Consider the following 22,392-nt stretch of genomic DNA (forward strand, 5'->3'; position numbering starts at 1 on the left):
GCGGGAGCACACCGATGCTGCTGGAAATGAATAACATCACCAAGCGTTTCGGCGCAGTGAAAGCGCTGGATGACGTGAGCCTGCGGCTGGAAGCCGGTGAAGTGCTGTCGCTGTGCGGCGAAAATGGTTCAGGCAAATCGACGCTGATGAAAATCCTGTGCGGACTCTATCCGCACGGTGAATTTGAGGGCGAGATCCGCTTTGCTGGCGAACGTCTCCAGGCGCAGACCATCCGCGATATGGAGCGCAAAGGGATCGTGATTATTCACCAGGAGCTGGCGCTGGTGCGGCAGCTCACGGTGATGGAGAATATTTTTCTCGGTGCCGAACTGGGCCGCTTTGGCCTGGTGGATGATGAGACCATGACGCTGCGCTGCCAGCAGTTGCTGGAGCGGGTCAGGCTTAACGTACGGCCTGATACCCGCGTGGGCGAGCTTGGCTTAGGGCAGCAGCAGCTGGTGGAGATCGCACGAGCGCTGAACAAGCAGGTGCGGATACTGATTCTGGATGAACCCACTTCGTCGCTTACCGGGCAGGAGACTGAGGTGCTGCTGAGCATCATCACCAATCTGCGCGAACACGGTATCGCCTGCATCTACATCTCGCACAAGCTCAACGAAGTAAAGGCCATCTCCGACACGATCTGTGTCATTCGCGATGGGCAGCATATTGCCACGCGCCCGGCCGCCGGACTGAACGAGGATGACATCATCACCATGATGGTGGGCCGTGAACTGACTGCGCTCTATCCGCATCAGCCGCATGAGATTGGCGAGACGGTGCTGAAAGTCGAAAACCTTACGGCCTGGCATCCGGTCAATCGCCATGTGCGCCGGGTGAATAATGTGTCGTTCAGCCTGAAGCGCGGCGAGATTCTCGGTATTGCCGGGCTGGTCGGCGCCGGAAGAACGGAAACGGTGCAGTGTCTCTCGGGCGTCTGGCCCGGCCGCTGGCAGGGCGATATCTGGATCAACGGCCAGGCAGTGCAGATTGCGGATTGCCGGGCAGCGATTGCCCACGGTATCGCGATGGTGCCTGAAGACCGCAAGAGAGATGGCATCGTACCGCTGATGAGCGTAGGCAAAAACATCACGCTGGCCGCGCTCGATCGCTACACCCACCGCCTCTCCACGCTGGACGACGCGCAGGAGCAGCACGCCATCAACGATGCCATACGCCGCCTGCGCGTTAAAACTTCCTCCCCCGAGCTGGCGATTGGCCGGCTGAGCGGCGGGAATCAGCAAAAAGCGATTCTGGCGAAGTGTCTGCTGCTTAACCCGCAAATCCTCATCCTCGACGAACCCACGCGCGGCATTGATGTCGGGGCTCGCCAGGAGATTTATCTGCTGATCAACGCACTGGTGCAGCAGGGCATCGCGGTGATCGTCATCTCATCCGAACTGCCTGAAGTGCTGGGCCTGAGCGATCGCGTGTTAGTGATGCATGAAGGGCAAATCAAAGCCGATCTGATTAACGATAACCTGACTCAGGAGCAGGTCATGGAAGCTGCCCTGCGGAGCGAACATTATGCTTAAAACCGAAAGTACCCAAAGCCTGCCCGGTACGCCGGGCAAGCCATCGCCAGGCAAGTTTCCCCGCATCAACCTGCAAGTGCTGGTGATGCTGGGCGCGATTGTGCTGCTTGCCCTGTTCTTTACCTGGACCACCGATGGTGCGTGGCTCAGCCCGCGTAATGTCTCGAACCTACTGCGCCAGACGGCAATCACCGGGATTCTCGCGGTCGGTATGGTGTTTGTCATTATCTCGGCGGAGATCGATCTCTCCGTCGGCTCAATGATGGGCCTGCTGGGCGGCGCAGCGGCGATTTTTGATGTCTGGCTCGGCTGGCCGCTGCCGCTGACGATCGTGGTGACGCTGGTGCTGGGCCTGCTGCTGGGGACCTGGAATGGCTGGTGGGTGGCGTACCGCAAAGTGCCCTCCTTTATCGTTACGCTGGCGGGCATGCTGGCGTTCCGCGGCATTCTGGTGGGTATCACTGACGGCACGACGGTTGCCCCGACTACGCCAGCCATGTCGCAGATTGGCCAAAGCTATCTGCCTGGCGGGGTTGGATTTGGTTTCGGCATCGCCGGCCTGGCGCTGTTTATCGTCTGGCAATGGCGCCTGGTTCGCCGCCGTCAGCAGCTGGGCTTGTCGCAGGCTGCCGTCAGCAGTACGGTCGCACGGCAGGCTATCACCGCCGTGCTGGTGCTGGGGGCTATCTGGCTGCTGAACGATTATCGCGGCGTGCCTACGCCGGTTCTGCTGCTGGCGCTGCTGCTGCTTGGGGGCATGTTTATCGCGACCCGCACCGCCTTTGGACGGCGCATCTACGCCATCGGCGGTAACCTTGATGCAGCACGCCTTTCAGGGATCAACGTGGCGCGAACCAAGCTGGCGGTGTTCGCCATCAACGGCGTAATGGTGGCGATCGCCGGGCTGATCCTGAGTTCCCGTCTCGGCGCGGGTTCACCTTCGGCGGGTAACATTGCTGAGCTGGACGCCATTGCCGCCTGCGTCATTGGCGGCACCAGCCTGGCGGGCGGCGTTGGTTCAGTGGCAGGCGCGGTGCTGGGCGCGTTTATCATGGCTTCGCTGGATAACGGCATGAGCATGATGGATGTACCGACCTTCTGGCAGTACATCGTTAAAGGAACCATTTTGCTGCTGGCGGTGTGGATGGATACGGCGACGCGTCGTCGGGTATAACCGCGTGGCCGATCACAAAGTGGCGCAAACAATTTCTGACGCCTTTTCCGCCATGCTATGCAATGCGCAAAAGGTTTAACGGAGCGCGCCACTATGCATGAAAAACGTTACCGCATTACGCTGCTATTCAATGCCAACAAAGTCTACGATCGCCAGGTGGTAGAGGGCGTTGGCGAATATTTGCAGGCTTCGCAAACTGACTGGGATATCTTCATTGAAGAGGATTTCCGCTGCCGCATAGAGAATATCCGCGAATGGCTCGGTGACGGCGTGATCGCCGATTATGACGACGGTTCGATTGAGCGCTTGCTGAGTAAAGTACCGGTGCCGATTGTCGGCGTCGGCGGCTCTTATCACCATGAGCAGGACTATCCACCGGTGCACTATATCGCCACCGATAACGCGGCCCTGGTCGAGAGCGCTTTCCTGCATCTGAAAGAGAAAGGCATTAACCGTTTTGCGTTTTATGGCCTGCCCGCCGCCAGCGGGAAACGCTGGGCGCAGGAGCGCGAGCACGCTTTTCGCCAGCTGGTGATGCGGGAGCGCTATCAGGGCGTGGTGTATCAGGGCATGGAAACCGCACCGGAGAACTGGCAGCACGCGCAAAACCGGCTGGCCGACTGGCTGCAAACGCTGCCGCCACAAACCGGCATTATTGCCGTCACCGATGCCGCGCGCGCCATTTGCTGCAGGCGTGCGAGCACCTGAAAATCCCGGTACCGGAGAAGCTCAGCGTAATTGGTATCGATAATGAAGAGCTGACGCGCTATCTCTCCCGCGTGGCGCTCTCTTCCGTGGCGCAGGGTACGCGCCAGATGGGTTATCAGGCCGCCAAGCTGCTGCATCGCCTGCTGGATCAGCAAACCTTACCGCTGCAGCGCATTCTGGTGCCGCCCGTCAAAGTAATTGCCCGCCGCTCAACCGATTTCCGCTCGCTACGCGACCCGGCGGTGATTCAGGCGATGCATTACATCCGCTTTAACGCCTGTAAAGGCATCAAGGTTGAGCAGGTGCTGGATGCAATCGGGATGTCCCGCTCCAACCTGGAGAAGCGCTTCCGCGACGAAACCGGTGACACCATTCATGCCATGATCCACCGCGAAAAACTGGAGAAGGCGCGCGAACTGCTGGCCTGCTCTTCACTGAATATCAATGAGATTTCGCAGATGTGCGGCTATCCTTCACTGCAATACTTCTATTCGGTGTTTAAGAAAAGCTATTTGACCACGCCGAAGGAGTATCGCCAGCATCACGGCGAGAACGTGCAGTAACCTACACTTGAGATCAAGATTTTACGGTGATTTGCCGCTATACTGCGCGGCATCTTCAAAGGAAGATCGTCGTCTCCGGTGAGGCGGCCGGATTTCAAATCCGGTTGGGGCCGCCAGCGGTCCCGGGCAGGTTCGACTCCTGTGATCTTCCGCCACTTATCTCCCTGCACTCCCCTGACTTTATTCGTTAAACTCCCCCTGACTGACCCATCTCACACGGAGAGGAAACGCGATGACGCAGCACTGGTGGAAGGATTTTCACGACCGCGATGATCGCTGGCAGGGCCTGGCGCTTCACGCCGCCGCATCGCCTTCGGCGGCAACCACGCTGGAAATGCGCAGCGGCCATCACGGCCGGATGGCGTTATATCTGCAGGATGAGCCTCTCTTCTGGGCGACCACCCTGCTCGATCACTCAGGCGTCTGGCTGGTGTTTAACGCTGACCATAAACACCAGCACAACTTGTTACCGCCGATCACCTCTCAGGACATAGAGCATCTTTGCCGTAAAGCACCGCACGACAGGGAACGCGAATGGTGCCGCTACTTTGCTCGCCGGTTAACCGATACCGGGCATCCCTTGCTGCCCGGCCAGCGCTGCCTGCTCAGGCCGATGCTGCCGGCGAAACATACAGCGGCACACGCGAACTCACCAGTGCAAGCCATCACGGACTGGCGCTTCCAGTCTCCTGACAGTCGCGGCAATCTGGCTTTTAACTGGAGGCTATACGGTGAGGATTTTCCCGATCTGCGCCAGCCTGAATACGTGACTTTCGTTGACTGGTGGTTTGGCGGCGATCAATTGTTGCCGCGTTACGCCATCGAGCCTGATTCCGGGCGTTTAAAATGGTGGCGCAAGAAGTGTCGTGAAGGCACCCTGCCGCCTATTCTGGTGTGGCATGTTGCCGGGCTCGCGTCGTTTGTTATCCTTGATGGTCACTACCGATTACAGGCCGCGATTGAAGAGCAGATTGCTCCGCAATTTGTGGTGCTCAGCGAACTCAGTGAAAGAGTCATCGCCCCTACAGCAGCGCACGAGGCGAAGATCACGCAGGCGCTGGAAGCGCAGCTGAGGAAAAATCCGCATGGTAAAATTGATGGCATCAACCAGACGTTGATTGATCTCTATGATACGCGGTATCACTATGCATCCACGCACAGCCGCGCGGTATTAGGCAACGGCGATGCGTGGGCACGGCAGGTCAGTACTTACCTGCGACACCATCAGGCCGATGCGTTGCTCGATAAGATCCTCGCCCGGCTTGAGTAAACCGCAATCCGCCATCAACGTGGAATGTCTCTATGCTCATCCATCCCTCCGATAACATTCCCTTCTCTGGCGATGCCCGTAGAGATGCCTTGCGCCACCGCTTAATGGCCCCTGATGCCCCAAAAGTGATTGCCGTGGCGTTATCCAAAGAGCTGAACGGTGAGCGTCGTACGCATCGCCACGCCGCGGGCCAGCTCTACTGCCTGAAGCAAGGTTTGATGACGGTGAATACGCCGTCGGGCATATTTGCCAATCCGCCGCGCCTGGTGGGTTGGATTCCGCCGTGGTTTGAACACGCTATTGTCGGGCCGGGCCGCGTACTGGGCTGGACGGTATTAATAGACGAAGCGCTGGCAGCGCCGCTGCCAGATCGCCCGGTTCTGCTCTCATGTCCGGACGTACTGGAGCCGCTGGCTGAACGGCTGGCGACGCTCGATCCCGACTGCTGGAGCAGCGAACGTTATCATCGTCTCGGTCAGGTCTTTCTCGACGAGCTGTACGAATCGACCCAGCAGGCATTGACGTTGCCGCTGCCGGAAGAGCCACGTTTGCGCCAGATCGCCTGTTTACTGATGGATGATCCCTCTGATGCGCGTACCGGGCCAGAACTGGCGCGCTGGGCCGGTCTGAGCCCGCGTAGCCTGAGCCGCCACTGGTCGATCGCCACCGGTATGAGCCTGAGCAAATATCGGCAGATGTCGCGGCTGCTGAAGTCGCTGGAGGCGCTGGCGGCGGGCAAAAGCGTGCAGCAGGTGGCCTGGCAGGTCGGCTTTGATAGCGTAAGCAGCTACATCAGCGCCTTCCGGGCGGCATTCGGCTCTACGCCAGGCAAATATTTTACTGTGACAGCCGACGCGGCGGATGCAGTAGCAGCAGACTCGCCGGGCCATCAATAGGCGGCAGGCTGTGCTGATACTTGCGACGAAACGCGCCTGGCGGCAGATCGAAAACGCGCCGGAACGTGCGGCAGTAGGTCTGTTGTGAATCAAAGCCAAACTGCAGCGCAATCTGCATCAGCGAGGTATTGCTGTTCAGCAACGTAATCACCGAGGCAGTGAGTTTGCGCTCGCGGATATAGGTACCGAGCGCCACGCCGGTATAGCTGCGAAACAGCCGCTGCAGGTGCCATTGCGAATATCCGGCGCGTCGCGCCACCGTTTCCAGAATCAGCTTTTGTTCAATGTTCGCCTCAATCCACATCATCAGCTGATGCATAAAGGCTGCATGTATATCCATCGTTCCTCCTGATGCCGTGCGTGCCACTGATGCCGGATTATAAAAAGCGCAGCATTGGCTATGTTCCTGCTAAAAGCCAATAAATAGCGATAACTCGCCAATTTATGCGCTGCCATTCAGCATGTCGTATCGGTCGCTTGCGGTCATATCATGTAATATTGTAAGTTACATGAATACACCCATTGAGGAGCAATAACCATGAATTCGCTAATAACGCCGGATGTCTGGATCTGTCTGAGCATTGCGCTGGCTTCCGCCAGCATCTCCATGACCCTGACGCAAACCGAGCTGTTTGCCGGCCTGCGTGCCTGGACCGCCAGACTCCATCCGATGGTGGGCCACTTATTTCACTGCTTCTACTGCCTGAGCCATTGGGTGGTTTTTGCGGGCATGCTGATCTATCGTCCGTACCTGCTGCACAGCGGCATCACGGTGATCGACTGGGTGATGACCGCGTTCATCACCCTAACCATTACCACCTTTATCAATGGATTGCTGTTTAAGGTGTTTCAGGCGGCGGTCACCACGCACGCGATGAAGCACAACGCGCAGATTACTCTGCAGAAGCAGGATTGAGGCCGCTATTCGCTACAGCCCGGCAAGGTTTCCGGATTCAGACCGAGGTGGGCCATCTTTTGCAGGTAATCGTCGGCGATATCCGCCACGGTAATCTGGCTGAAGCGCTGAAGCAGCAGCGCTTCAGCCTCATTGAGTGCCTGATCGAGCCGCGCATCCACCGCGTGCTCTACCAGGCAGGGCGAAGGTTCTGCTGCGGGACCGATGCTGAACAGCGCTGGCGAGCCAATCGCCTGATAAACATCAAACAGGGTGATGTCGCGCAGACTGGTGCTCAGCTCCCAGCCGCCGCCGTGACCTTTCTCCGACACCAGATAGCCCTTATCACGCAGGCCCGACATCATGCGCCGCACGACCACCGGGTTAGTGCATAACATTTTCGCCAGCGCCTCTGAGGTCGCGCGCTTAACGTGGCGATCAAGGTGGATAAGCGCGTGCAGCGAGCGGGACATGCGGTTGTCACGTGGCATGAAGGTTTCCTCTGAAATTCACGCCACTGTAGCAAACCGCAGCTGCGGCAACAATTATCCGGGCAGATCGCCGGCAACGCGTTGCTTACTCATCAGCATCGACAGCGGCGCTGCCGTCATCAGGAAATTTATCACCCTATAAGCCACGGCGCCGCCCAAAATGGCCGCGAGGCAGAACAGAGAGAGTGAGCTGACCGATCGCCGCCACAGCGGCCAGCAGGTCGGTCAGCACACCTGCGCCCGTGCCGAACGGCAAAATGCACGCCGCCATGCCCGGCACAAACACCGTCAGCGGCAGTGTCGCAAGAGAGGGACAGGGATAATGAACGGCCGGTTACACGCGTTCCTTTAACCCTGCTTCACCAGGCTGCTTTGCCAGTCGCTGAATAATGTTAGCCAGTTCTTTGCCGGGATGTTTTGCTGGATACCGGTACCAAACCCGTGACCGCCCTGCTGGAACAGGTGCATCTCAACCTTCACCTTCTGTTTACGTAGCGCTTCAAACATGCGCAGCGTGTTTTGCGGCGAAGCCGTCCCGTCATTCAGCGCCTGTACCAGGAAAGTGGGCGGCGTTTTCGCGCTAACGCGGTCTTCCTGGGAGTTCTGCGCAATAACCTGCGCACTGACGGATTTACCGTACAGCGCCGCACGGGTGCCGGGATGCGTTACGCCGTCCTTTAGCGACACCACCGGATAGATAAGCGCACTGAAATCCGGCCGGGCCGAAACCGCATCCTGCGCATCAGCTGGCGCGTAGTTTGTTTCATCCGGATTGTTACTCAGATTGGCTGCCAGGAAAGCGCCAGCGGAAAAGCCCATCACGCCGATGCGATCGGGCTCAACCTTGTAACGGGCGGCGTCGGCACGGATCAGACGCATGGCGCGCTGCACATCGGCAAAGGCGTGAGTGCGGTTTTCATCTGTGCCGCCGTGCGGCAGGCGGTAAAGTAAAACAAATGACGCATAGCCATGCTGACTAAGCACCTTCGCCACATCCAGCCCTTCACGGTCTTTCATAATATAAGAAAAACCCCCGCCGGGAATGATTAGCACCGCCGAATGATTATTTTTACCGGCGGCCGGAACATAAATCATTTCTGGTGAATCAACATTTGTGACGGCCCGGTTATTTACCGCCGGGTTCTTACTAAAGTTAATAAATTTATTATTTCCTGACATTTCTTGTGGCCAGATCGGAATTTCCTGATTGGCAAAGGCAGCCGGTAGCCATAGCGCAACCAGCAGGGCAGCAAAACGCGGAAAACACATCACACGCACTCCAGTTCCTGAGTAAAAACAGCGACAAAAGCCAAATCTTACGCAAAAGATTTTTCTGGCCACGGTACACTTACCCACGAGATATCGAAAAAAGCAGTTAAATAACAATTATCCTTAACAGTAGCAAATAATAATAAGGAATCGCAGTCAATATAATACCGGGCCAGTAAAAATTAGACTTTTCTCATGTTTACGTTAACAAGGCCGTATGTTATAAGTGAATTTTAAACTATAAGAATCTGTGACCATGGGAATTTACTGGATCATAAGTCTTAGCCTGACTTTCGTCGCTATTGTCGAAATCATGTTAAGTAAAAATGAAAACACAGCACAAATCAGGACATGGCTTTATTTTGTTGCCGTAATAGTACTTATTACTTTCTGCGGTATTCGTGGCCTGGGAACCGGCCTCGATGACTTCCAGTATCGCGATTTTTATGCACAGTTTATCGATAAAATTATCATCGAAGGTTTCTGGCGCGCCGTTATCGAGTTTCGTTATGAACCGATGATTTATGCGATCGCCGGTGCCACGCGCATATTCACTGCGAATCCGGATATCTTCCTGTTCGTCTTTGCAGTCATTGCCGTTGGCGTTAACGCGCACTATTTCCGTAAGCTCACGCCGCTGCCACTGGTGGCACTGGCGGTCTACTCGGCGCACCTGTTTATCAACAAAGACATGAACCAGATCCGCTTTGGCTTGTGCTCTGCGTTCCTGATGGGCTTTGTGTATCACATGTCGCGCCGCAGCAAATCGGGCATGTTCACCACGTTTATCCTGTCCTTTATCAGCCACGCCACCGCCATCGTTTCAATTCTGATTCCGCTGGCGATGATCGTCCGAAAAAATAAGTACATCCCGATTGCTATCGTGGTGGCCAGCCTGCCGCTGGCGTTTATGGGCAGTTCAGCTCTCATCACTGCGCTCTCCAGCCATCTTGGTTCACTGGGCGACAGGGCAATGGGCTATGCCGATGTTGACTCACGCCAGGAGCAGGGCATCCTGACGCTCTCTAACCTGAAGAATATCGGCTTCGTCTTTATCTTCAGCTATATGCTGCTGAGCGACAAAATTAAGAACTTCGATGCGGAAAAGTTTAATACTTATTACATTCTGGTGATCACTTTTGCCATTGGTAGTGGGCTGAGGATGGCGCTGCAGGATTACGCTTCAGGTGGTCGTCTGGCGAACTACCTGCTGCAGGTTGAGCCGGTGCTTATTTCGCTGTGTATCTGGGAAACCAAAAAGCTGATGAAGGTGGCGGCCACCGCTGTCACCATTCTGATGGTGCTGTACTATCTCTACTACAACACCATATCCAGCAAGCAGTCGATTGTCGGCTATGAAGTTTCACGTACTTTCCAGCTGTTCAAATAGGTCCGGTTAAAACGCCAGCTACAGAGCTGGCGTTTTTTCGATTTATAAGCCTGACAACACATTTTCCAGGGAAATTCCGAATCATCCTCTGGTCCTGACGATCGCTTGATTTTTGCTGCTTTTAAACCTCTAATAGACACCGTTCGCTGCGCGGACATCAGGCAGTAAGATTGTTCTTAATAATCCACACGAAGTCTTTCATGACTTTCTATGGCGCGACGTCACTTAATGAAAGAATGCTGACATGAATGAAAAAAATAACTTTGACATTGTAAGGTTCTCGCTTGCCTTTATCGTAATGCTGGTGCATTCCGCTGAGGTCACGAGAAACGCAGATATCCGCTTCCTTGCGCATTTTTTAAATAGTGATTTTGCCGTAAAAGGATTTTTCGCAATAAGTGGATTCCTTATTGCAAAAAGTTACTTAAGAAGTAAATCGCTTACATCCTATTTTATTAAGCGTGCACAACGTATTTTACCGGCTTATATATTTGTCATCCTGATGTGTTTCACCATTGGCCTCTGTCTCACCACGCTGCCGCTGATGGATTTCCTGAAAAATAAAGAGACGCTGAAATATCTGGTTGCCAATTTTACCTTCCTGAACTTCATTCAGCCTTCACTGCCTGGCGTATTTACGCACAATCCTAACCAGCCGCTGGATGGTTCGCTGTGGACTATCAAGGCGGAGCTGACGCTCTATGTGCTGCTGCCCTTTATTGTGCCGCTGTTGAAGAGAAGTCCGATGAAAGTGTGGGGGGCAATTTTTGTTATCTCCTGCGCGTGGTTCTTCTACTTCACCTCTATTTACAGTGGGCCAAAGGCCGATACGCTGGCGAAGCAGTTTGTTGCGCTCTCCTCCTACTTCTTCTTCGGCAGCCTGCTGGCGGTACATAAGCCTGCCTTCGACCGTCTGAAGGAGATCACCATCGTTTCCCTGGTGGTGTTCCTGCTGTTTAAGAGCACGGATTATGCGTTTATCGTTGAGCCGGTGGCGTTTTCATCCGTGGTGATTCTGTTCTGCACCAGCCTGTGCAAAGAGATCAAAATCAGCCAGTACGGCGACCTCTCTTACGGCATGTATTTGTATCACTGGCCGATTATTCAGGTCCTGCAGCATTTCGGCGTGTTTGATACCAATGCCTGGCTCGGCGTGCTGATGGTGATTGTGCTGACGCTGGTGCTGGCGTATCTCTCCTGGCATCTGCTGGAGAGCCGCTTCCTCAAGCGCGCCCACCATGCCCAGCCACCGATTGTGCCCAGCGTAGCGCGCGATTGAATAATCAGGTCGCTGCGGGGCGACTTTTCAGAAACAGAAGTGTCAGATGGTTGCGCCCATCGACAGGCGATAGTGCAGGTTAACCTGCTCGATGGTCGGCTGCTGACGGATTTTTTTCAGGATGATCTCCGTAGCAACTTTGCCCATCTCAAAACGCGGTGTGATTACGCTGGCCAGCCGTGGCGTGGTCGCCTGACCAATATCCAGGCCATGAAAACCGGCAATCGCCAGCGCGTGTGGCACCGCAATCCCTGCCGCCTGGCACTCCTGCAGTACGCCCACCGCTAAATCATCATTGGTGCACAGAATCGCATCCATTTGCGGGTAGAGCTGGCGCGCCAGCGTCATCATGCCGGTGCCAATCGATACCGATGAAACCTTATTCGGCACGATACGCCCTGCGGACAATCCGGCCGCTTCTACCGCCGCGCAGTAGCCGGCATAACGCTGCTCGTCGCGATGATCGGACATCGCGCCAAAATAGATAACACGCTGCTTGCCGCTCGCCAGCAGCATCGCTGTCATGTCATAACCCGCGCGATAGTTATCAAAACCGACATTGATGCGCCCGCGCGCGTCGGTCATTCCCATCACTTCCGCCACCGGAATATTCGCGGCATTCAGGTACTTCTCCGCACGTACGGTGTGCACCGATTCGGTCAGGATCAACCCTTTGATATCACATGCCAGTACGGTGGCGATCTGCTCCTCTTCGCGCTGCGCGTTGTAGTCGTAATTCACCACCAGCGTTTGGTAGCCGTGCGCGCCCGTCACCGACTCGATACCGGCCAGCAGATCGGCAAAAATTTGATTATTAAAGGAGGGGATTAACACGCCGATGCGCGGCGGGCTCTGTCTGGCGGCGGTTGTGCCGTGATGCTCTGCAACATAACCGATTTCTGCGATCACGCTGGCAATCTTCTGCGCCGTTTCGCTTTTGACCTTTTCCGGCGTGCGTAAATAGCGGCTCACCGTCATTTTGGTGACGCCCGCCAGCGTGGCGATATCATCCAAAGTAATGCGCTGCGTTTTCATTGCGTTGTCCGCAAAGAGGGCCCGTGAATCAACGTATTATGCCCAATTGCCGCGCGCCAGTCAGCCGTACCGCAGCAGATCCCTTTAATGCGTCGGTCGTTCATACTGCTCAACCACCGCCAGCGCTAAGCCGTTCGCCGGATCGATGCGCTGTGGCAGGAAGTGCAGCGCGGTGTGAGCAAAGGTAAAAGCCAGCGTTGTTGCCTGTGCGCTCTGCTGTACCGCCTGAACAAACGCCGGCTGCGCGTTCCACGGCCCATCGATAATGATGCTGGCCGGATTGATCAGCTGCATCACCTGGCTCAGGGCGTGGCCGAGGTGAGTGCCCGCTTCCGTCATCACCGCACGCACGATCTCTGGTTCGTTGTCACAATTTTGCCAGCGCAGGCCGGATTTGCGCCGCCCCAGCTGCTGCTGGATCGCCGGCAGGCTGACCAGCGTTTCCAGACAGCCATTACGTCCGCATTTACACGGTGCGCCGTTGTTCTGTACGGCCAGATGCCCGATCTCGCCGGCGGTCCAGCTGTGACCGGTGAACACTTCACCCTGCTCCACCAGCGCGCCGCCAAGGCCTTCGGCAATACGCAGATAGAAATGGCTTTGTGCTTTGTTCAACTCCAGATGCTGTACGGCCAGTAGCGCCGCTGCTTTGACGTTATTCATGATACGCAGCGGCAACTCCACGCTGTTCAGCAGCGGCGTCAGCACATCCACATCCCGCCAGCCAAGGTGCGCCGAAAAGTGCACCCGGCCACGTAGCGGATCGATAATGCCGGGAAAACCAATCGCCACGCCAAGCAGCTCCGGGTGGGCCGCACGCAGCGTCTGGCACACTTCAGCCAGCTCGTGCAGTAAGGTGTCAGGATCGGTGGTTTCCGTGCGCCAGGTTTGTTCGGCAATCACCTGCGAGAAGTAGTCACAGACGCGCCAGTGGATGGCCTGACGCTCAACCATAATCCCGGCGCTTTTCAGTTTTTCCGGACGCAGTGAAATTTCGATTTTGGGCCGGCCAGCCGCAGCGACGCTCACCGGGCCAAGCTCGCGGATCAGCCCCTGCGCCAGCAGGTCGTCAACAATTAGGGAAACGGTGTTTTTACTGAGATCGAGCGCCAGCGCCAGATCCTGCCGCGAGGTGATACGGATGCCACGCAGTTGCGTCATTACCCGCTTAAGGTTGTTCAGTCGAAGTACCGCTGGGCCTTTACCGGCTGCTTTCATCGCACCCTCACCTGACAAAGAGTTAAGAGTGTAAGTTTAGCAGCCTGGCGCCCGGGCCAATCGTCGGCTGAATCGAGGTTTTTAGCGATTGAGCAGAATATTAATACTCATCGCCGCGTACGCGGCTGCGGTAGCTATCCCAGTCAAAACGCACCCACAGGCTATTACCCAACCGCATGCGGTCCATTACACGCTCACCCAGTAGCGCATTCATTCCCGCCGGATCGAGGTTCGAAAGCATACCGGTCGGGCGTTTTGATGACGAACGGCGGTCAACAATCTGGTTGATGATCACTTTTTCATAGCGCGATTCGCTCTGCATCCCGATCTCATCGATCACCAGCAGATCAACATGACTGAGATCCTGCAGCAGCCGCTCTTCGGTCAGATCGCTGCCGCCGCTAAAGGTGCCTTTCATGCTCGACATCAAATCGGCCACCGTGACAATCAGCACGCTCTTACCGCGTATAATCAGGTCGTTGCCGATCGCCGCCGCCAGATGATTTTTTCCGGTGCCGGGACGGCCCGAGAACACAAAGCTGGCGATGCTGTTATCAAACCCGGCCGCGTATTCGCGCGCCAGCGCCAGCGCTTTACGCTGGCCGTCATTTTCAACGCGGTAGTTATCGAATGAGCAGTTCATGTGCAGCTCACGAATACCGGAGCGCCCCATAATGCGCTGCATCTTCATGGCGCGGTTTTCACGCACAATCGCTTCCGAGCGCAGGCGGCCCTGCTCCTGATTCCATGCCAGCAGCTCTTCACCGTTTTTGAATTTCGGCTTCACATCGGCGGGCATAAACTTTTTCAGGCGATTGAAAAGATCATTCGGCGTTTTCATCACTCACCTCGAAATCCATCGGGAATATCGTAATCAGTATTACTGACCTGGGTGATATCGCGCTTCGGCTGACCGCCGTTAGCGGCGCGATTCATCTGTACGCTACGCGCCAGTTTCTGCTGCCACTGCACATGGTGGAACAGGCGGCCTTCGGCCTGCCAGTAGGCAACAAAGGTGGCGAGCTCCGCTGCGGTGACCGGCTCGCTCAGCGCCACACCCCAGATGGCAGCCTGGCGCTGAAAATCGTTATCCGGCTGCCAACCCTGATACATGGCAAATTTGCCTGCTGGCGTGGCGATCGGTGGCGCATCGTTGTGGAACAGGCTGTCATCCAGCGAGACGTCATTGGGCTGCTGCGCTGCCGCTTCCAGCGCCAGTAACTGCGCCAGACGCTGCGGCGTCAGCGCATAAAAAGCGGGCGCATTGTTGTGCAGCACCGCCAGCGTGCCGTTATCGGCCTGCTGCAAAGTCGCGAGCGGATCGTGGCAAAAGCTATCCAGCCCGATCAGCGTTGAAGATAAGATTTTAACTGACATGAGAAACCTGACGTTGAGCAACCTGGCGCGCCGATCAGCCCGGCGCTAAGCGGTCAGTGTACCTGTTTTAGCACCGGGGATCGCCATAAATGGATGAGGAATTAACGTGGCGCGGAGTAGCTCAGATCCGGCGTTGCCCCGGTAACGCTGCGTGCTGCGCGGACGGCGCTCCGCTGCGGGCGGGTTTGCCACACATAGCGCACGGAAGCGAGCAGGCACAGGCTGTAACCAAACAGTTCGCTACCCTCTTCAGCCATATTTTTCACTACCCGGTTATAGCCATCCAGCATCAGGTGCTGCCACAGCTGATGCATGCCAAACAGGCGGGAAAAGACCAGAACGGCCAGCAATCCGGCGGCCATCATCTGCCAGCTGCGGTGCTGCAGCAGCGCGGCCAGACCGGGCAGAATCTGACGCGGCTGACGCAGCGCCAGAGCAAAGCATGCTGCCGTGGTGGCCAGCGCAAACCAGACCCATGCACCGTGCTGCACCAGATCAAACAGAAAATCCATCTCCCGAATCAGCATGCAGCTATAAAAGCCGCCGATCAGAATCAGCGCGCTGCGTTGTTGCGGGCGCTGTGCCGCCGTGAAGAAAAACAGCGCAGCAATCAGCGCCAGCATCCCTTCCTGCGTAGCTTCCGTGAATGAGGTTTCGTGCAGCGCATCGTTCATCCAGTTGACGTCGATGTAAACCATCGCCATGCAAAAAACGAGTACGATTCCACTGATGAAGAAGGCCGCTAATTCACGGCTAATAAGAGTAATATTTTCGCGCATAATGTTACCAAAAGAAGAAATATAATTAGCGCGCTTATTATATTTTGCTTTGCTGCGGTAACTTCGCTTTTCATGCCGATTCAGAAGCTGGCGCTCACGCCCAGACTGTAAATCAGCTGTTCACCGCTGCTTTCTGCGCCGCTTTGGGCAAAGGAAGCGAATGCCGCCATATTCTGGCCGATGGGCAGATTCGCCCCAACGCTGACATCCACCCAGTTACTTTCGCGGTTTCCATCATCTGGCCGGTCACGCATCGGCGCCGGGCTGATGTCATTGAGCTGGTGGCTATAGCTCACCTGCGCCCAGGGGGATATCCAGCCCAGCGCGGAGTCCATGCGCCAGCCCACCGAGGCAATGTGTGCGGCGTTGTTGCTATCGACCCATTCACACTTCGGGCAGCTTAGCCGTGAATCATCCACTGCAAATTGCGCAACCGGCCCGGTACTGAGTGCCGCACTCATTGGCATGGACCAGCCGGCGGAGTAGCGACTCACTAACGGCCCGTTGCCGACGCTGGCGGTTTCGTTGTGCACAATCATTCTGCCGTCGCCCGGCGGATTGAGCGCAGCATCTAACAGGCTGACCTCAGGGTTTTCCGTCACCATCAGGTGATTACTGGAAATTTTTTCAGCCAGTATCGCGTTGTAATCGGGCCCGTTGCTTTGACGCAGTTGATCCTGTGCGAAGCCGGGCGCGGCCACAAAAAGCAGCCACAAACCGCCAAAAGCCAGCGCAAGATTGTGCTGGCCTGTCCGCTGACTTTTCTGCAACATGAGTGACTCCTGACGAGCCGGAAAGGGAACGGGTGTGTAAGTTTTTGGTCTTTCCATTATCGGCACCCATTGATTAACTATTAATCGATTCCGCCATACGTCAAGGAAATAACAGCTTTTTTCATGCGACGGGAGGGATGCAATGCAACGATGTGGCTGGGTAACCGCCGATCCGCTTTATCTGGCGTACCACGATATGGAGTGGGGCGTGCCGCAAACCGATAAGCGCGCCTTATTTGAGATGCTGTGTCTGGAGGGTCAGCAGGCGGGCCTTTCATGGATCACCGTACTGAAGAAACGTGAAAACTACCGTCGGGCGTTTCATGAATTCGATATCAGCGCAGTAGCACTGATGGATGAAGCGGACCTGATGCGGTTACTGCAGGATAGCGGCCTGATTCGTCATCGCGGCAAGCTGACGGCGATTATCGAAAACGCCAAAGCGACGCTGGCGCTGGAAGCAACCGGTGAAGACTTTTCGCGCTTTATCTGGTCATTTGTCGATAATCAGCCGATTTTGCACCATTATGCCGACTATAAACTGGCGCCAACGACCTCTGAGCCAGCAATAGCCCTGTCGAAAGCGCTCAAAAAACGTGGTTTTAAATTCGTCGGCCCGACAATCTGCCACTCCTTTTTACAGGCCTGCGGCCTGATTAACGATCATCAAACCAGCTGTTTCTGCCATCCTGATAATCTTTAACGCAAAACTTTACACTTTAAGAGTGCGCCTCACGCTTTTTTCCATTATTGAACGGCATAATATTGCCGTTTTGGGGTGTTTTCCCCATTGGAATGTGTGAGGGATTTTGCATGAAAAAGCGTGTATTGACGCTGGCCTTGTTATTAAGCGGCAGCGTAGCGCTGTCGGGTTGTACCACCAATCCTTATACCGGCGAATCGCAGGCGGGTAAATCAGGTATCGGCGCCGGCCTGGGCGCCATGCTTGGCGCGGGCGTTGGCGTGCTCTCATCGTCGAAAAAAGATCGCGGCAAAGGTGCGCTGATTGGCGCTGCATCAGGTGCGGCACTCGGCGGCGGCGTTGGTTATTATATGGACGTGCAGGAGGCAAAACTGCGCGATAAAATGCGCGGTACCGGCGTCAGCGTGACGCGCCAGGGCGATAATATTGTTCTGAATATGCCGAATAACGTGACATTTGACTCCAGCAGCGCGAACCTGAAACCGGCTGGGCAAATACCCTGACAGGCGTCGCGATGGTGCTGAAAGAGTATCCAAAAACTGCAGTGAATGTGGTTGGCTTTACCGACAGCACCGGCACGCGGGCGCTGAATATGCGCCTGTCACAGCAGCGCGCCGAAAGCGTTGCCAGCGCGCTGGTACTGCAGGGCGTGGCGCAGAATCGTTTGCGCACACAGGGCTCAGGACCGGATAATCCTGTCGCCAGCAACAGTACCGAAGCAGGCAAAGCGCAGAACCGCCGCGTCGAAATTACTCTCAGCCCGCTGGGATAATCCTGTCGCCGGTCTGCTGTGACAGGCCGGCTTTTTTCCGCGCTTTTCCGCTATTACTGACGCTTTTCGCATCAGAAATCGCTCAAAAATCGCCGGGTAATAGAGCCGAAGATAACTTTATGCTAGCGTGATCAAAATTTGATCAGTGGAACACCATCATGTCACTCAAAGCGATTGCCGCCGCGCTCGGCCTCTCTGTCACTACGGTGAGCCGTGCGCTTAATGGCTTTGATGATGTGGCTGAAGCCACGCGCAAACGTATTGAAGCCGAAGCGGACCGGCGCGGCTATCGCCCCAATGCGGCAGCACGCCGCTTAAAGACCGGCCGCGCCAATGCGGTGGGCCTGGTGTTCCCCGTGAGCAATGCCTCGTTGAATGACAGCTTCTACAGCGAAATGCTGTTGACGCTCGATCAGTGCCTGGCCCGGCATGAGATCGATCTGCTGCTGCTACCGGATAAAAACCCGGACCAGCAGCGCAATCTGCTGCGTATGCTGCGCAGCGGTGCGCTTGATGCGCTGATTGTTACCCACACCACACCGCACGACCCGCGCCTGTTGCGCCTGCAGCAGAAGGGTTTCCGCTTTCTCACGCTTGGCCGCAGCCGCTTACCACAGCCCTACGCCTGGTTCGATTACGATAATCACGCCGGTACGCTGCTGGCCGCGCAGCACGCCCTGCAACAGGGTTATCAAAATCTGGCCTACCTTGGCGGTAATGAACTGAGCACCTACATTCTGGACCGTCGTCAGGGGTTTATGGATGCGCTGATGGCGCGCCCGCTGTCACAGCATATGGCTGCCCTGCCGCCGACACGCCGCTCAGGCTATCAGCAAACCCGCGCCTGGCTGGCGCAGGGCAGCATCCCGGATGCCATCATCACTGACAGCAGCCCGCTTGGCGAGGGTGCTGCGATCGCGCTGCAGCAGGCCGGGCGGCTGAGCGGCGCGCAGGCCATTGCGCTGTATGTCTACGATGGTCTGCCGCATGACTCCATTATCGATGAGCCGGTTAACGCCATTCTGCAATCATCCCAACAGCGTATCGGTGAGCGCGTGGCGGAGATGGTACTGCAACTGCTGGATAATCAGCCGCCCGAACAACTCCAGACGCTGTGGCAGCCCATGCTGCGCCTCACTTCTGACGCACAATGATTGCGTGCACCCCGAGCTGTGATAGTCTTCGCCTGATGCAATTATTCAGGTGTACCCAATGAAAACCAGGCCGCCACGAGCCACAATCAGTGACGTTGCCCGCACGGCAAAAACCGGTAAAACCAGCGTTTCCCGCTATCTTAATGGTGAAGTGCATCTGCTTTCGCCCGATCTCAAGGCCCGTATCGAACAGGCGATTGCTGAGCTGAATTATCGTCCAAGCCAGATGGCGCGTGGCCTGAAACGCGGGCGCACACGCCTGATCGGCCTGATTATTGCTGACATCACCAACCCCTACTCTGTCGATGTGTTGAGCGGTATCGAAGCCGCCTGCCGCGCGCGCGGCTTCACGCTGCTGATGTGTAACACCAACAATGAGGTCGATCTGGAGCAGCACTATCTGCAACTGCTGAGCAGCTACCAGGTTGAAGGCATTGTGGTGAACGCCGTCGGAATGCACGAAGCGGTGCTAAACCGGCTGCAGCAGTCGATGCTGCCGATGGTGCTGATTGACCGCAAGATCCCCGATTTTGACTGTGATGTTGTTGGCCTCAACAACCCGGAAGCGGCGCAGCTCGCTACGCAACACCTGCTGGATAACGGCTACGAAGCGTTACTGTTCCTGAGCGAGCCGCTCGGCAGCGTTAACACGCGCCGGGAACGTCTGGCCGCGTTCTTCGCTACGATAAAAAATGCGCCCCGGGTGGTGGCCGAGAACGCTGAAGTCCCGCTGCATCAGCCGTTACCGCTGGAGACCGCGCTGCGTGCTTTTCATCAGCGCCATGCTGATAAACGTTGCGCAGTGATGGCCGCTAACGGCGCGCTGACGTTACAGGTTGCGCGTGCACTTCAACGGCTGGATCTGCGCTGGGGCGAGAATATCGGCCTGCTCGGCTTTGACGAGCTGGAGTGGGCCGCGCTGGCCGGTGTGGGGATTACCACGCTGCAACAGCCAACGTGGCAAATTGGTTACGCCGCGCTGGAGCAGGTTATCGCCCGCATTGAAGGCAGCGAACAGCCAATTCGCGAACAGGTTTTCTCCGGTGAACTGATCGTGCGCGGCTCCAGCCAGCCGCTGCGCTAACTCCCCCCTTTCTGGTTCACTTCGTGAGCAGGATCATAAATCCGGACTCTGCTGCTTTCCTTTGGAACCGGTTCCATTAAGCTTTTTATATCAAATTGTCGTGGGGTCGCGGATACGGTGCGGGATTCCTGGTCGCGGTGAAAGGCGATACGGCACAAATCCTGTAGGGTGCGCATTCATGCGCACCGGAAAGCGGCTCAGAATATTTGCGGGAGCGCCCGACACGCTCCCGCCGCGGAGAAATCATGAAAAAACCGGAAATCATTGTGGTCACGGCCGCATACGGCACGCAGCAGGTGGCAGAACTGGGCGGCCAGGCGGCGCTGCTGCCGATCATCAAAGATGCTGGCGCGGATGGCGTGGAGATCCGCCGTGAGCTGTTCAGCGATACGGAACTCACCCAGTTGCACGCGCTCGGCCACTCGATTCGTCAGCATCAGCTGAGCGCCAGCTACTCAGTACCGGAAGCGCTGTGGCTGGAAGACGGTACGCTCAACCCGCGCCTGGCGCAGTACCTGCAGGAAGCGGAGCAGCTGGGCGCGCAGCGTCTGAAGCTGGCGCTCGGATATTTTGTTGATCTCTCTGACCGTCAGTTGGTTGAGGTGCTGGCTACCTCCGGCGTGACGCTGGTAGTGGAGAACGATCAGACGCCCGCCAGTAAACTCGCCCCGATGCTGCAATTTTTCCATCGCGCCTGCGATGCCGCCCTGCCGCTGGATATGACATTCGATATGGGCAACTGGCTCTGGACTGGCGAGGACGCTTTACAGGCGGCGGCGCAGCTCAGCCGATATGTGAGCTACATTCATGTTAAGGCCGCGGTTCCTCACGGTGACAGTTTCCGCGCTATCGCGCTGGACGATGCGGATGATCAGTGGCGCACGCTGCTGAATGCGCTGCCTGCCGATGCACCTCGTGGCATCGAATTCCCACTGCAGGGCGATGATTTGCGGGCGGTTACGCGCCATTACGTTGACCTGCTGCGTGCGGTGTAAGGAGTTGAACATGCAACAATCTGCTCAGCTGGATGTGGTAACCATTGGCGAAGCGATGGCGATGTTTATCGCTCAGCAAACCGGCGATCTCGCTGCCGCTGAAAGCTTTGTAAAACGCATTGCCGGCGCTGAACTTAACGTGGCCATTGGACTGGCGCGCCTCGGTCTGCAGGTGGGCTGGGTCAGCCGCGTCGGCGATGACAGTTTTGGGCGCTTCACGCTACAGCAGCTGGCAAAAGAGGGCGTTGATCACCGCTGCGTAACCACTGACAGCCACTACCGTACCGGCTTTCAGCTTAAAGCCCGCGTCGAGGATGGCTCCGATCCGGAAGTAGAGTATTTCCGTAAAGGCTCTGCCGCCAGCCATCTCTCGCCTGACGATTTTAATGCTGACTACTTTGGCAGCGCGCGCCATCTGCACCTGAGCGGTGTGTCTGCCGCTCTTTCGGAGAGCTCTCTGGCGCTCTCTCAATACGCGGCCAAAGAGATGCGCGCCCGCGGCAAAACCATCTCTTTCGATCCTAACCTGCGCCCGGTGCTGTGGCGCAGCGAAGATGAGATGCGTAAGCAGCTGAATCTGCTGGCAGAATATGCCGACTGGGTGCTGCCGGGTGAAAAAGAGGGGTGGATTCTCACCGGTTATCGCCAGCCAGAAGCCATCGCCGATTTCTATCTGGATAAAGGCGTGCGCGCCGTAGTGATTAAAACCGGCTGCGATGGCGCATGGTACAAAACCGCTGACGGTGAAAAGGGACTGATTGAGCCGATTCGTGTGGATAATGTCGTCGATACGGTCGGCGCAGGCGATGGTTTTGCCGTGGGCCTTATCAGCGGATTGCTGGAGGGCAAATCGCTGCCGCAGGCGATTTTACGCGGTAACAGGATTGGCTCGCTGGCGATTCAGGTCGCCGGTGACAGTGAAGGGCTGCCGACGCGCGCCGCGCTCGGCGATTATTAATACAACCGCCAGGGTACGCTGATGCGCATCCGGTAAACATGGTCTCTGTAACCCTATTATTTCGAGGCACATCA

General features: G+C 56.5%; 21 protein-coding genes, 1 tRNA gene and 3 pseudogenes. 15 read left to right on the forward strand and 10 right to left on the reverse strand.

The window, feature by feature from the left end; genetic code table 11:
• The first annotated feature begins 14 nt into the window (after positions 1-14).
• From HA48_RS02250 to HA48_RS02275, 6 genes and pseudogenes are all read left to right on the forward strand, one after another.
• Positions 15-1,535 carry a xylose ABC transporter ATP-binding protein gene (locus tag HA48_RS02250; protein WP_128599591.1) on the forward strand — a complete coding sequence of 507 codons (1,521 nt, stop codon included), beginning with the start codon at positions 15-17 and terminating at the stop codon, positions 1,533-1,535.
• Positions 1,528-2,709 (forward strand): xylose ABC transporter permease XylH, encoded by a 1,182-nt coding sequence (gene xylH, locus HA48_RS02255; protein WP_128599592.1) that lies wholly within the window; start codon positions 1,528-1,530, stop codon positions 2,707-2,709. The genes HA48_RS02250 and xylH overlap by 8 nt, the downstream gene beginning before the upstream one ends.
• 93 nt (positions 2,710-2,802) lie before the next feature.
• Positions 2,803-3,980: pseudogene (xylR, locus tag HA48_RS02260) on the forward strand (D-xylose utilization transcriptional activator XylR).
• A gap of 60 nt (positions 3,981-4,040) precedes the next feature.
• A tRNA-Sec gene (locus tag HA48_RS02265) sits at positions 4,041-4,135 on the forward strand.
• A 77-nt stretch (positions 4,136-4,212) separates the two neighbouring features.
• Positions 4,213-5,250: a hypothetical protein gene (locus HA48_RS02270; RefSeq protein ID WP_128599593.1), complete on the forward strand. Its 1,038-nt coding sequence runs from the start codon at positions 4,213-4,215 to the stop codon at positions 5,248-5,250.
• A gap of 32 nt (positions 5,251-5,282) precedes the next feature.
• Entirely contained in the window at positions 5,283-6,146 is an 864-nt protein-coding gene (locus tag HA48_RS02275; RefSeq protein ID WP_128599594.1) for an AraC family transcriptional regulator, read from the forward strand.
• Here the strand turns inward: HA48_RS02275 and HA48_RS02280 are convergent.
• A complete protein-coding gene (locus tag HA48_RS02280; protein WP_128599595.1) occupies positions 6,088-6,486 on the reverse strand; it encodes a helix-turn-helix domain-containing protein in 399 nt (132 codons plus the stop codon). The genes HA48_RS02275 and HA48_RS02280 overlap by 59 nt on opposite strands.
• A gap of 198 nt (positions 6,487-6,684) precedes the next feature.
• Here HA48_RS02280 and HA48_RS02285 point away from each other — a divergent pair, with 198 nt between their 5' ends.
• Positions 6,685-7,062 (forward strand): DUF1360 domain-containing protein, encoded by a 378-nt coding sequence (locus tag HA48_RS02285; protein ID WP_208613096.1) that lies wholly within the window; start codon positions 6,685-6,687, stop codon positions 7,060-7,062.
• Between the two features lie 5 nt (positions 7,063-7,067).
• Here the strand turns inward: HA48_RS02285 and HA48_RS02290 are convergent, their stop codons facing one another.
• The 3 genes and pseudogenes from HA48_RS02290 to HA48_RS02295 all read right to left on the reverse strand — a co-directional run bounded on the left by HA48_RS02290 (position 7,068) and on the right by HA48_RS02295 (position 8,801).
• Complete coding sequence (locus HA48_RS02290) at positions 7,068-7,532, reverse strand: Rrf2 family transcriptional regulator (RefSeq protein WP_128599596.1); 465 nt, start codon at positions 7,530-7,532, stop codon at positions 7,068-7,070.
• Between the two features lie 111 nt (positions 7,533-7,643).
• A pseudogene (locus HA48_RS22355) lies at positions 7,644-7,851 on the reverse strand (MFS transporter); the annotation flags it as partial.
• Between the two features lie 29 nt (positions 7,852-7,880).
• Positions 7,881-8,801: an alpha/beta hydrolase gene (locus tag HA48_RS02295; RefSeq protein ID WP_128599670.1), complete on the reverse strand. Its 921-nt coding sequence runs from the start codon at positions 8,799-8,801 to the stop codon at positions 7,881-7,883.
• Between the two features lie 313 nt (positions 8,802-9,114).
• Here HA48_RS02295 and HA48_RS02300 point away from each other — a divergent pair, with 313 nt between their 5' ends.
• The gene (locus HA48_RS02300; RefSeq protein WP_244182783.1) at positions 9,115-10,191 is read left to right on the forward strand and encodes an EpsG family protein; all 1,077 of its coding nucleotides are present in this window, start codon (positions 9,115-9,117) and stop codon (positions 10,189-10,191) included.
• Between the two features lie 244 nt (positions 10,192-10,435).
• On the forward strand, positions 10,436-11,470 hold the full coding sequence (locus HA48_RS02305) for an acyltransferase family protein (protein ID WP_128599598.1): 1,035 nt from the start codon (positions 10,436-10,438) through the stop codon (positions 11,468-11,470).
• Between the two features lie 42 nt (positions 11,471-11,512).
• Here HA48_RS02305 and HA48_RS02310 read toward each other — a convergent pair whose 3' ends face one another.
• The 6 genes from HA48_RS02310 to HA48_RS02335 form a co-directional block, all read right to left on the reverse strand.
• A complete protein-coding gene (locus tag HA48_RS02310) occupies positions 11,513-12,505 on the reverse strand; it encodes a substrate-binding domain-containing protein (protein ID WP_128599599.1) in 993 nt (330 codons plus the stop codon).
• Positions 12,506-12,589: 84 nt separating this feature from the next.
• Complete coding sequence (locus HA48_RS02315; protein ID WP_128599600.1) at positions 12,590-13,723, reverse strand: ROK family protein; 1,134 nt, start codon at positions 13,721-13,723, stop codon at positions 12,590-12,592.
• 100 nt (positions 13,724-13,823) lie between these two features.
• Complete coding sequence (dnaC, locus tag HA48_RS02320; RefSeq protein ID WP_128599601.1) at positions 13,824-14,564, reverse strand: replicative helicase loader DnaC; 741 nt, start codon at positions 14,562-14,564, stop codon at positions 13,824-13,826.
• On the reverse strand, positions 14,564-15,100 hold the full coding sequence (gene dnaT, locus HA48_RS02325) for a primosomal protein DnaT (RefSeq protein WP_128599602.1): 537 nt from the start codon (positions 15,098-15,100) through the stop codon (positions 14,564-14,566). The genes dnaC and dnaT overlap by 1 nt, the downstream gene beginning before the upstream one ends.
• A gap of 101 nt (positions 15,101-15,201) precedes the next feature.
• Positions 15,202-15,879: a hypothetical protein gene (locus tag HA48_RS02330; RefSeq protein WP_128599603.1), complete on the reverse strand. Its 678-nt coding sequence runs from the start codon at positions 15,877-15,879 to the stop codon at positions 15,202-15,204.
• Positions 15,880-15,959: 80 nt separating this feature from the next.
• Entirely contained in the window at positions 15,960-16,652 is a 693-nt protein-coding gene (locus HA48_RS02335; RefSeq protein WP_128599604.1) for an autotransporter domain-containing protein, read from the reverse strand.
• Between the two features lie 142 nt (positions 16,653-16,794).
• Here HA48_RS02335 and HA48_RS02340 point away from each other — a divergent pair, with 142 nt between their 5' ends.
• The 6 genes and pseudogenes from HA48_RS02340 (at position 16,795) to HA48_RS02365 (ending at position 22,318) form a co-directional block, all read left to right on the forward strand.
• Positions 16,795-17,355, forward strand: coding sequence for a DNA-3-methyladenine glycosylase I (locus HA48_RS02340; RefSeq protein WP_128599605.1), 561 nt, complete (start codon positions 16,795-16,797; stop codon positions 17,353-17,355).
• A gap of 110 nt (positions 17,356-17,465) precedes the next feature.
• Positions 17,466-18,127, forward strand: a pseudogene (locus HA48_RS02345) (OmpA family lipoprotein).
• Between the two features lie 158 nt (positions 18,128-18,285).
• Entirely contained in the window at positions 18,286-19,281 is a 996-nt protein-coding gene (locus HA48_RS02350; RefSeq protein WP_128599606.1) for a LacI family DNA-binding transcriptional regulator, read from the forward strand.
• 58 nt (positions 19,282-19,339) lie between these two features.
• Positions 19,340-20,365, forward strand: coding sequence for a LacI family DNA-binding transcriptional regulator (locus HA48_RS02355; RefSeq protein WP_128599607.1), 1,026 nt, complete (start codon positions 19,340-19,342; stop codon positions 20,363-20,365).
• Between the two features lie 245 nt (positions 20,366-20,610).
• Entirely contained in the window at positions 20,611-21,360 is a 750-nt protein-coding gene (locus HA48_RS02360; protein ID WP_128599608.1) for a sugar phosphate isomerase/epimerase family protein, read from the forward strand.
• A 10-nt stretch (positions 21,361-21,370) separates the two neighbouring features.
• A complete protein-coding gene (locus HA48_RS02365; protein ID WP_128599609.1) occupies positions 21,371-22,318 on the forward strand; it encodes a sugar kinase in 948 nt (315 codons plus the stop codon).
• Positions 22,319-22,392 lie beyond the last annotated feature (74 nt).

It is taken from the genome of Pantoea wallisii (genome assembly GCF_002095485.1).
GTDB lineage: Bacteria > Pseudomonadota > Gammaproteobacteria > Enterobacterales > Enterobacteriaceae > Pantoea > Pantoea wallisii.

Coding starts and splice junctions, on each gene's coding strand:
- dnaC (WP_128599601.1), bottom strand. CDS start 14,564: ATGAAAACGCCGAATGATCTTTTCAATCGCCTGAAAAAGTTTATGCCC.
- HA48_RS02315 (WP_128599600.1), bottom strand. CDS start 13,723: ATGAAAGCAGCCGGTAAAGGCCCAGCGGTACTTCGACTGAACAACCTT.
- HA48_RS02365 (WP_128599609.1), top strand. CDS start 21,371: ATGCAACAATCTGCTCAGCTGGATGTGGTAACCATTGGCGAAGCGATG.
- HA48_RS02355 (WP_128599607.1), top strand. CDS start 19,340: ATGAAAACCAGGCCGCCACGAGCCACAATCAGTGACGTTGCCCGCACG.
- HA48_RS02340 (WP_128599605.1), top strand. CDS start 16,795: ATGCAACGATGTGGCTGGGTAACCGCCGATCCGCTTTATCTGGCGTAC.
- dnaT (WP_128599602.1), bottom strand. CDS start 15,100: ATGTCAGTTAAAATCTTATCTTCAACGCTGATCGGGCTGGATAGCTTT.
- HA48_RS02295 (WP_128599670.1), bottom strand. CDS start 8,801: ATGTGTTTTCCGCGTTTTGCTGCCCTGCTGGTTGCGCTATGGCTACCG.
- HA48_RS02250 (WP_128599591.1), top strand. CDS start 15: ATGCTGCTGGAAATGAATAACATCACCAAGCGTTTCGGCGCAGTGAAA.
- HA48_RS02280 (WP_128599595.1), bottom strand. CDS start 6,486: ATGGATATACATGCAGCCTTTATGCATCAGCTGATGATGTGGATTGAG.
- HA48_RS02350 (WP_128599606.1), top strand. CDS start 18,286: ATGTCACTCAAAGCGATTGCCGCCGCGCTCGGCCTCTCTGTCACTACG.
- xylH (WP_128599592.1), top strand. CDS start 1,528: ATGCTTAAAACCGAAAGTACCCAAAGCCTGCCCGGTACGCCGGGCAAG.
- HA48_RS02330 (WP_128599603.1), bottom strand. CDS start 15,879: ATGCGCGAAAATATTACTCTTATTAGCCGTGAATTAGCGGCCTTCTTC.
- HA48_RS02290 (WP_128599596.1), bottom strand. CDS start 7,532: ATGCCACGTGACAACCGCATGTCCCGCTCGCTGCACGCGCTTATCCAC.
- HA48_RS02285 (WP_208613096.1), top strand. CDS start 6,685: ATGAATTCGCTAATAACGCCGGATGTCTGGATCTGTCTGAGCATTGCG.
- HA48_RS02360 (WP_128599608.1), top strand. CDS start 20,611: ATGAAAAAACCGGAAATCATTGTGGTCACGGCCGCATACGGCACGCAG.
- HA48_RS02300 (WP_244182783.1), top strand. CDS start 9,115: ATGTTAAGTAAAAATGAAAACACAGCACAAATCAGGACATGGCTTTAT.
- HA48_RS02310 (WP_128599599.1), bottom strand. CDS start 12,505: ATGAAAACGCAGCGCATTACTTTGGATGATATCGCCACGCTGGCGGGC.
- HA48_RS02275 (WP_128599594.1), top strand. CDS start 5,283: ATGCTCATCCATCCCTCCGATAACATTCCCTTCTCTGGCGATGCCCGT.
- HA48_RS02270 (WP_128599593.1), top strand. CDS start 4,213: ATGACGCAGCACTGGTGGAAGGATTTTCACGACCGCGATGATCGCTGG.
- HA48_RS02305 (WP_128599598.1), top strand. CDS start 10,436: ATGAATGAAAAAAATAACTTTGACATTGTAAGGTTCTCGCTTGCCTTT.
- HA48_RS02335 (WP_128599604.1), bottom strand. CDS start 16,652: ATGTTGCAGAAAAGTCAGCGGACAGGCCAGCACAATCTTGCGCTGGCT.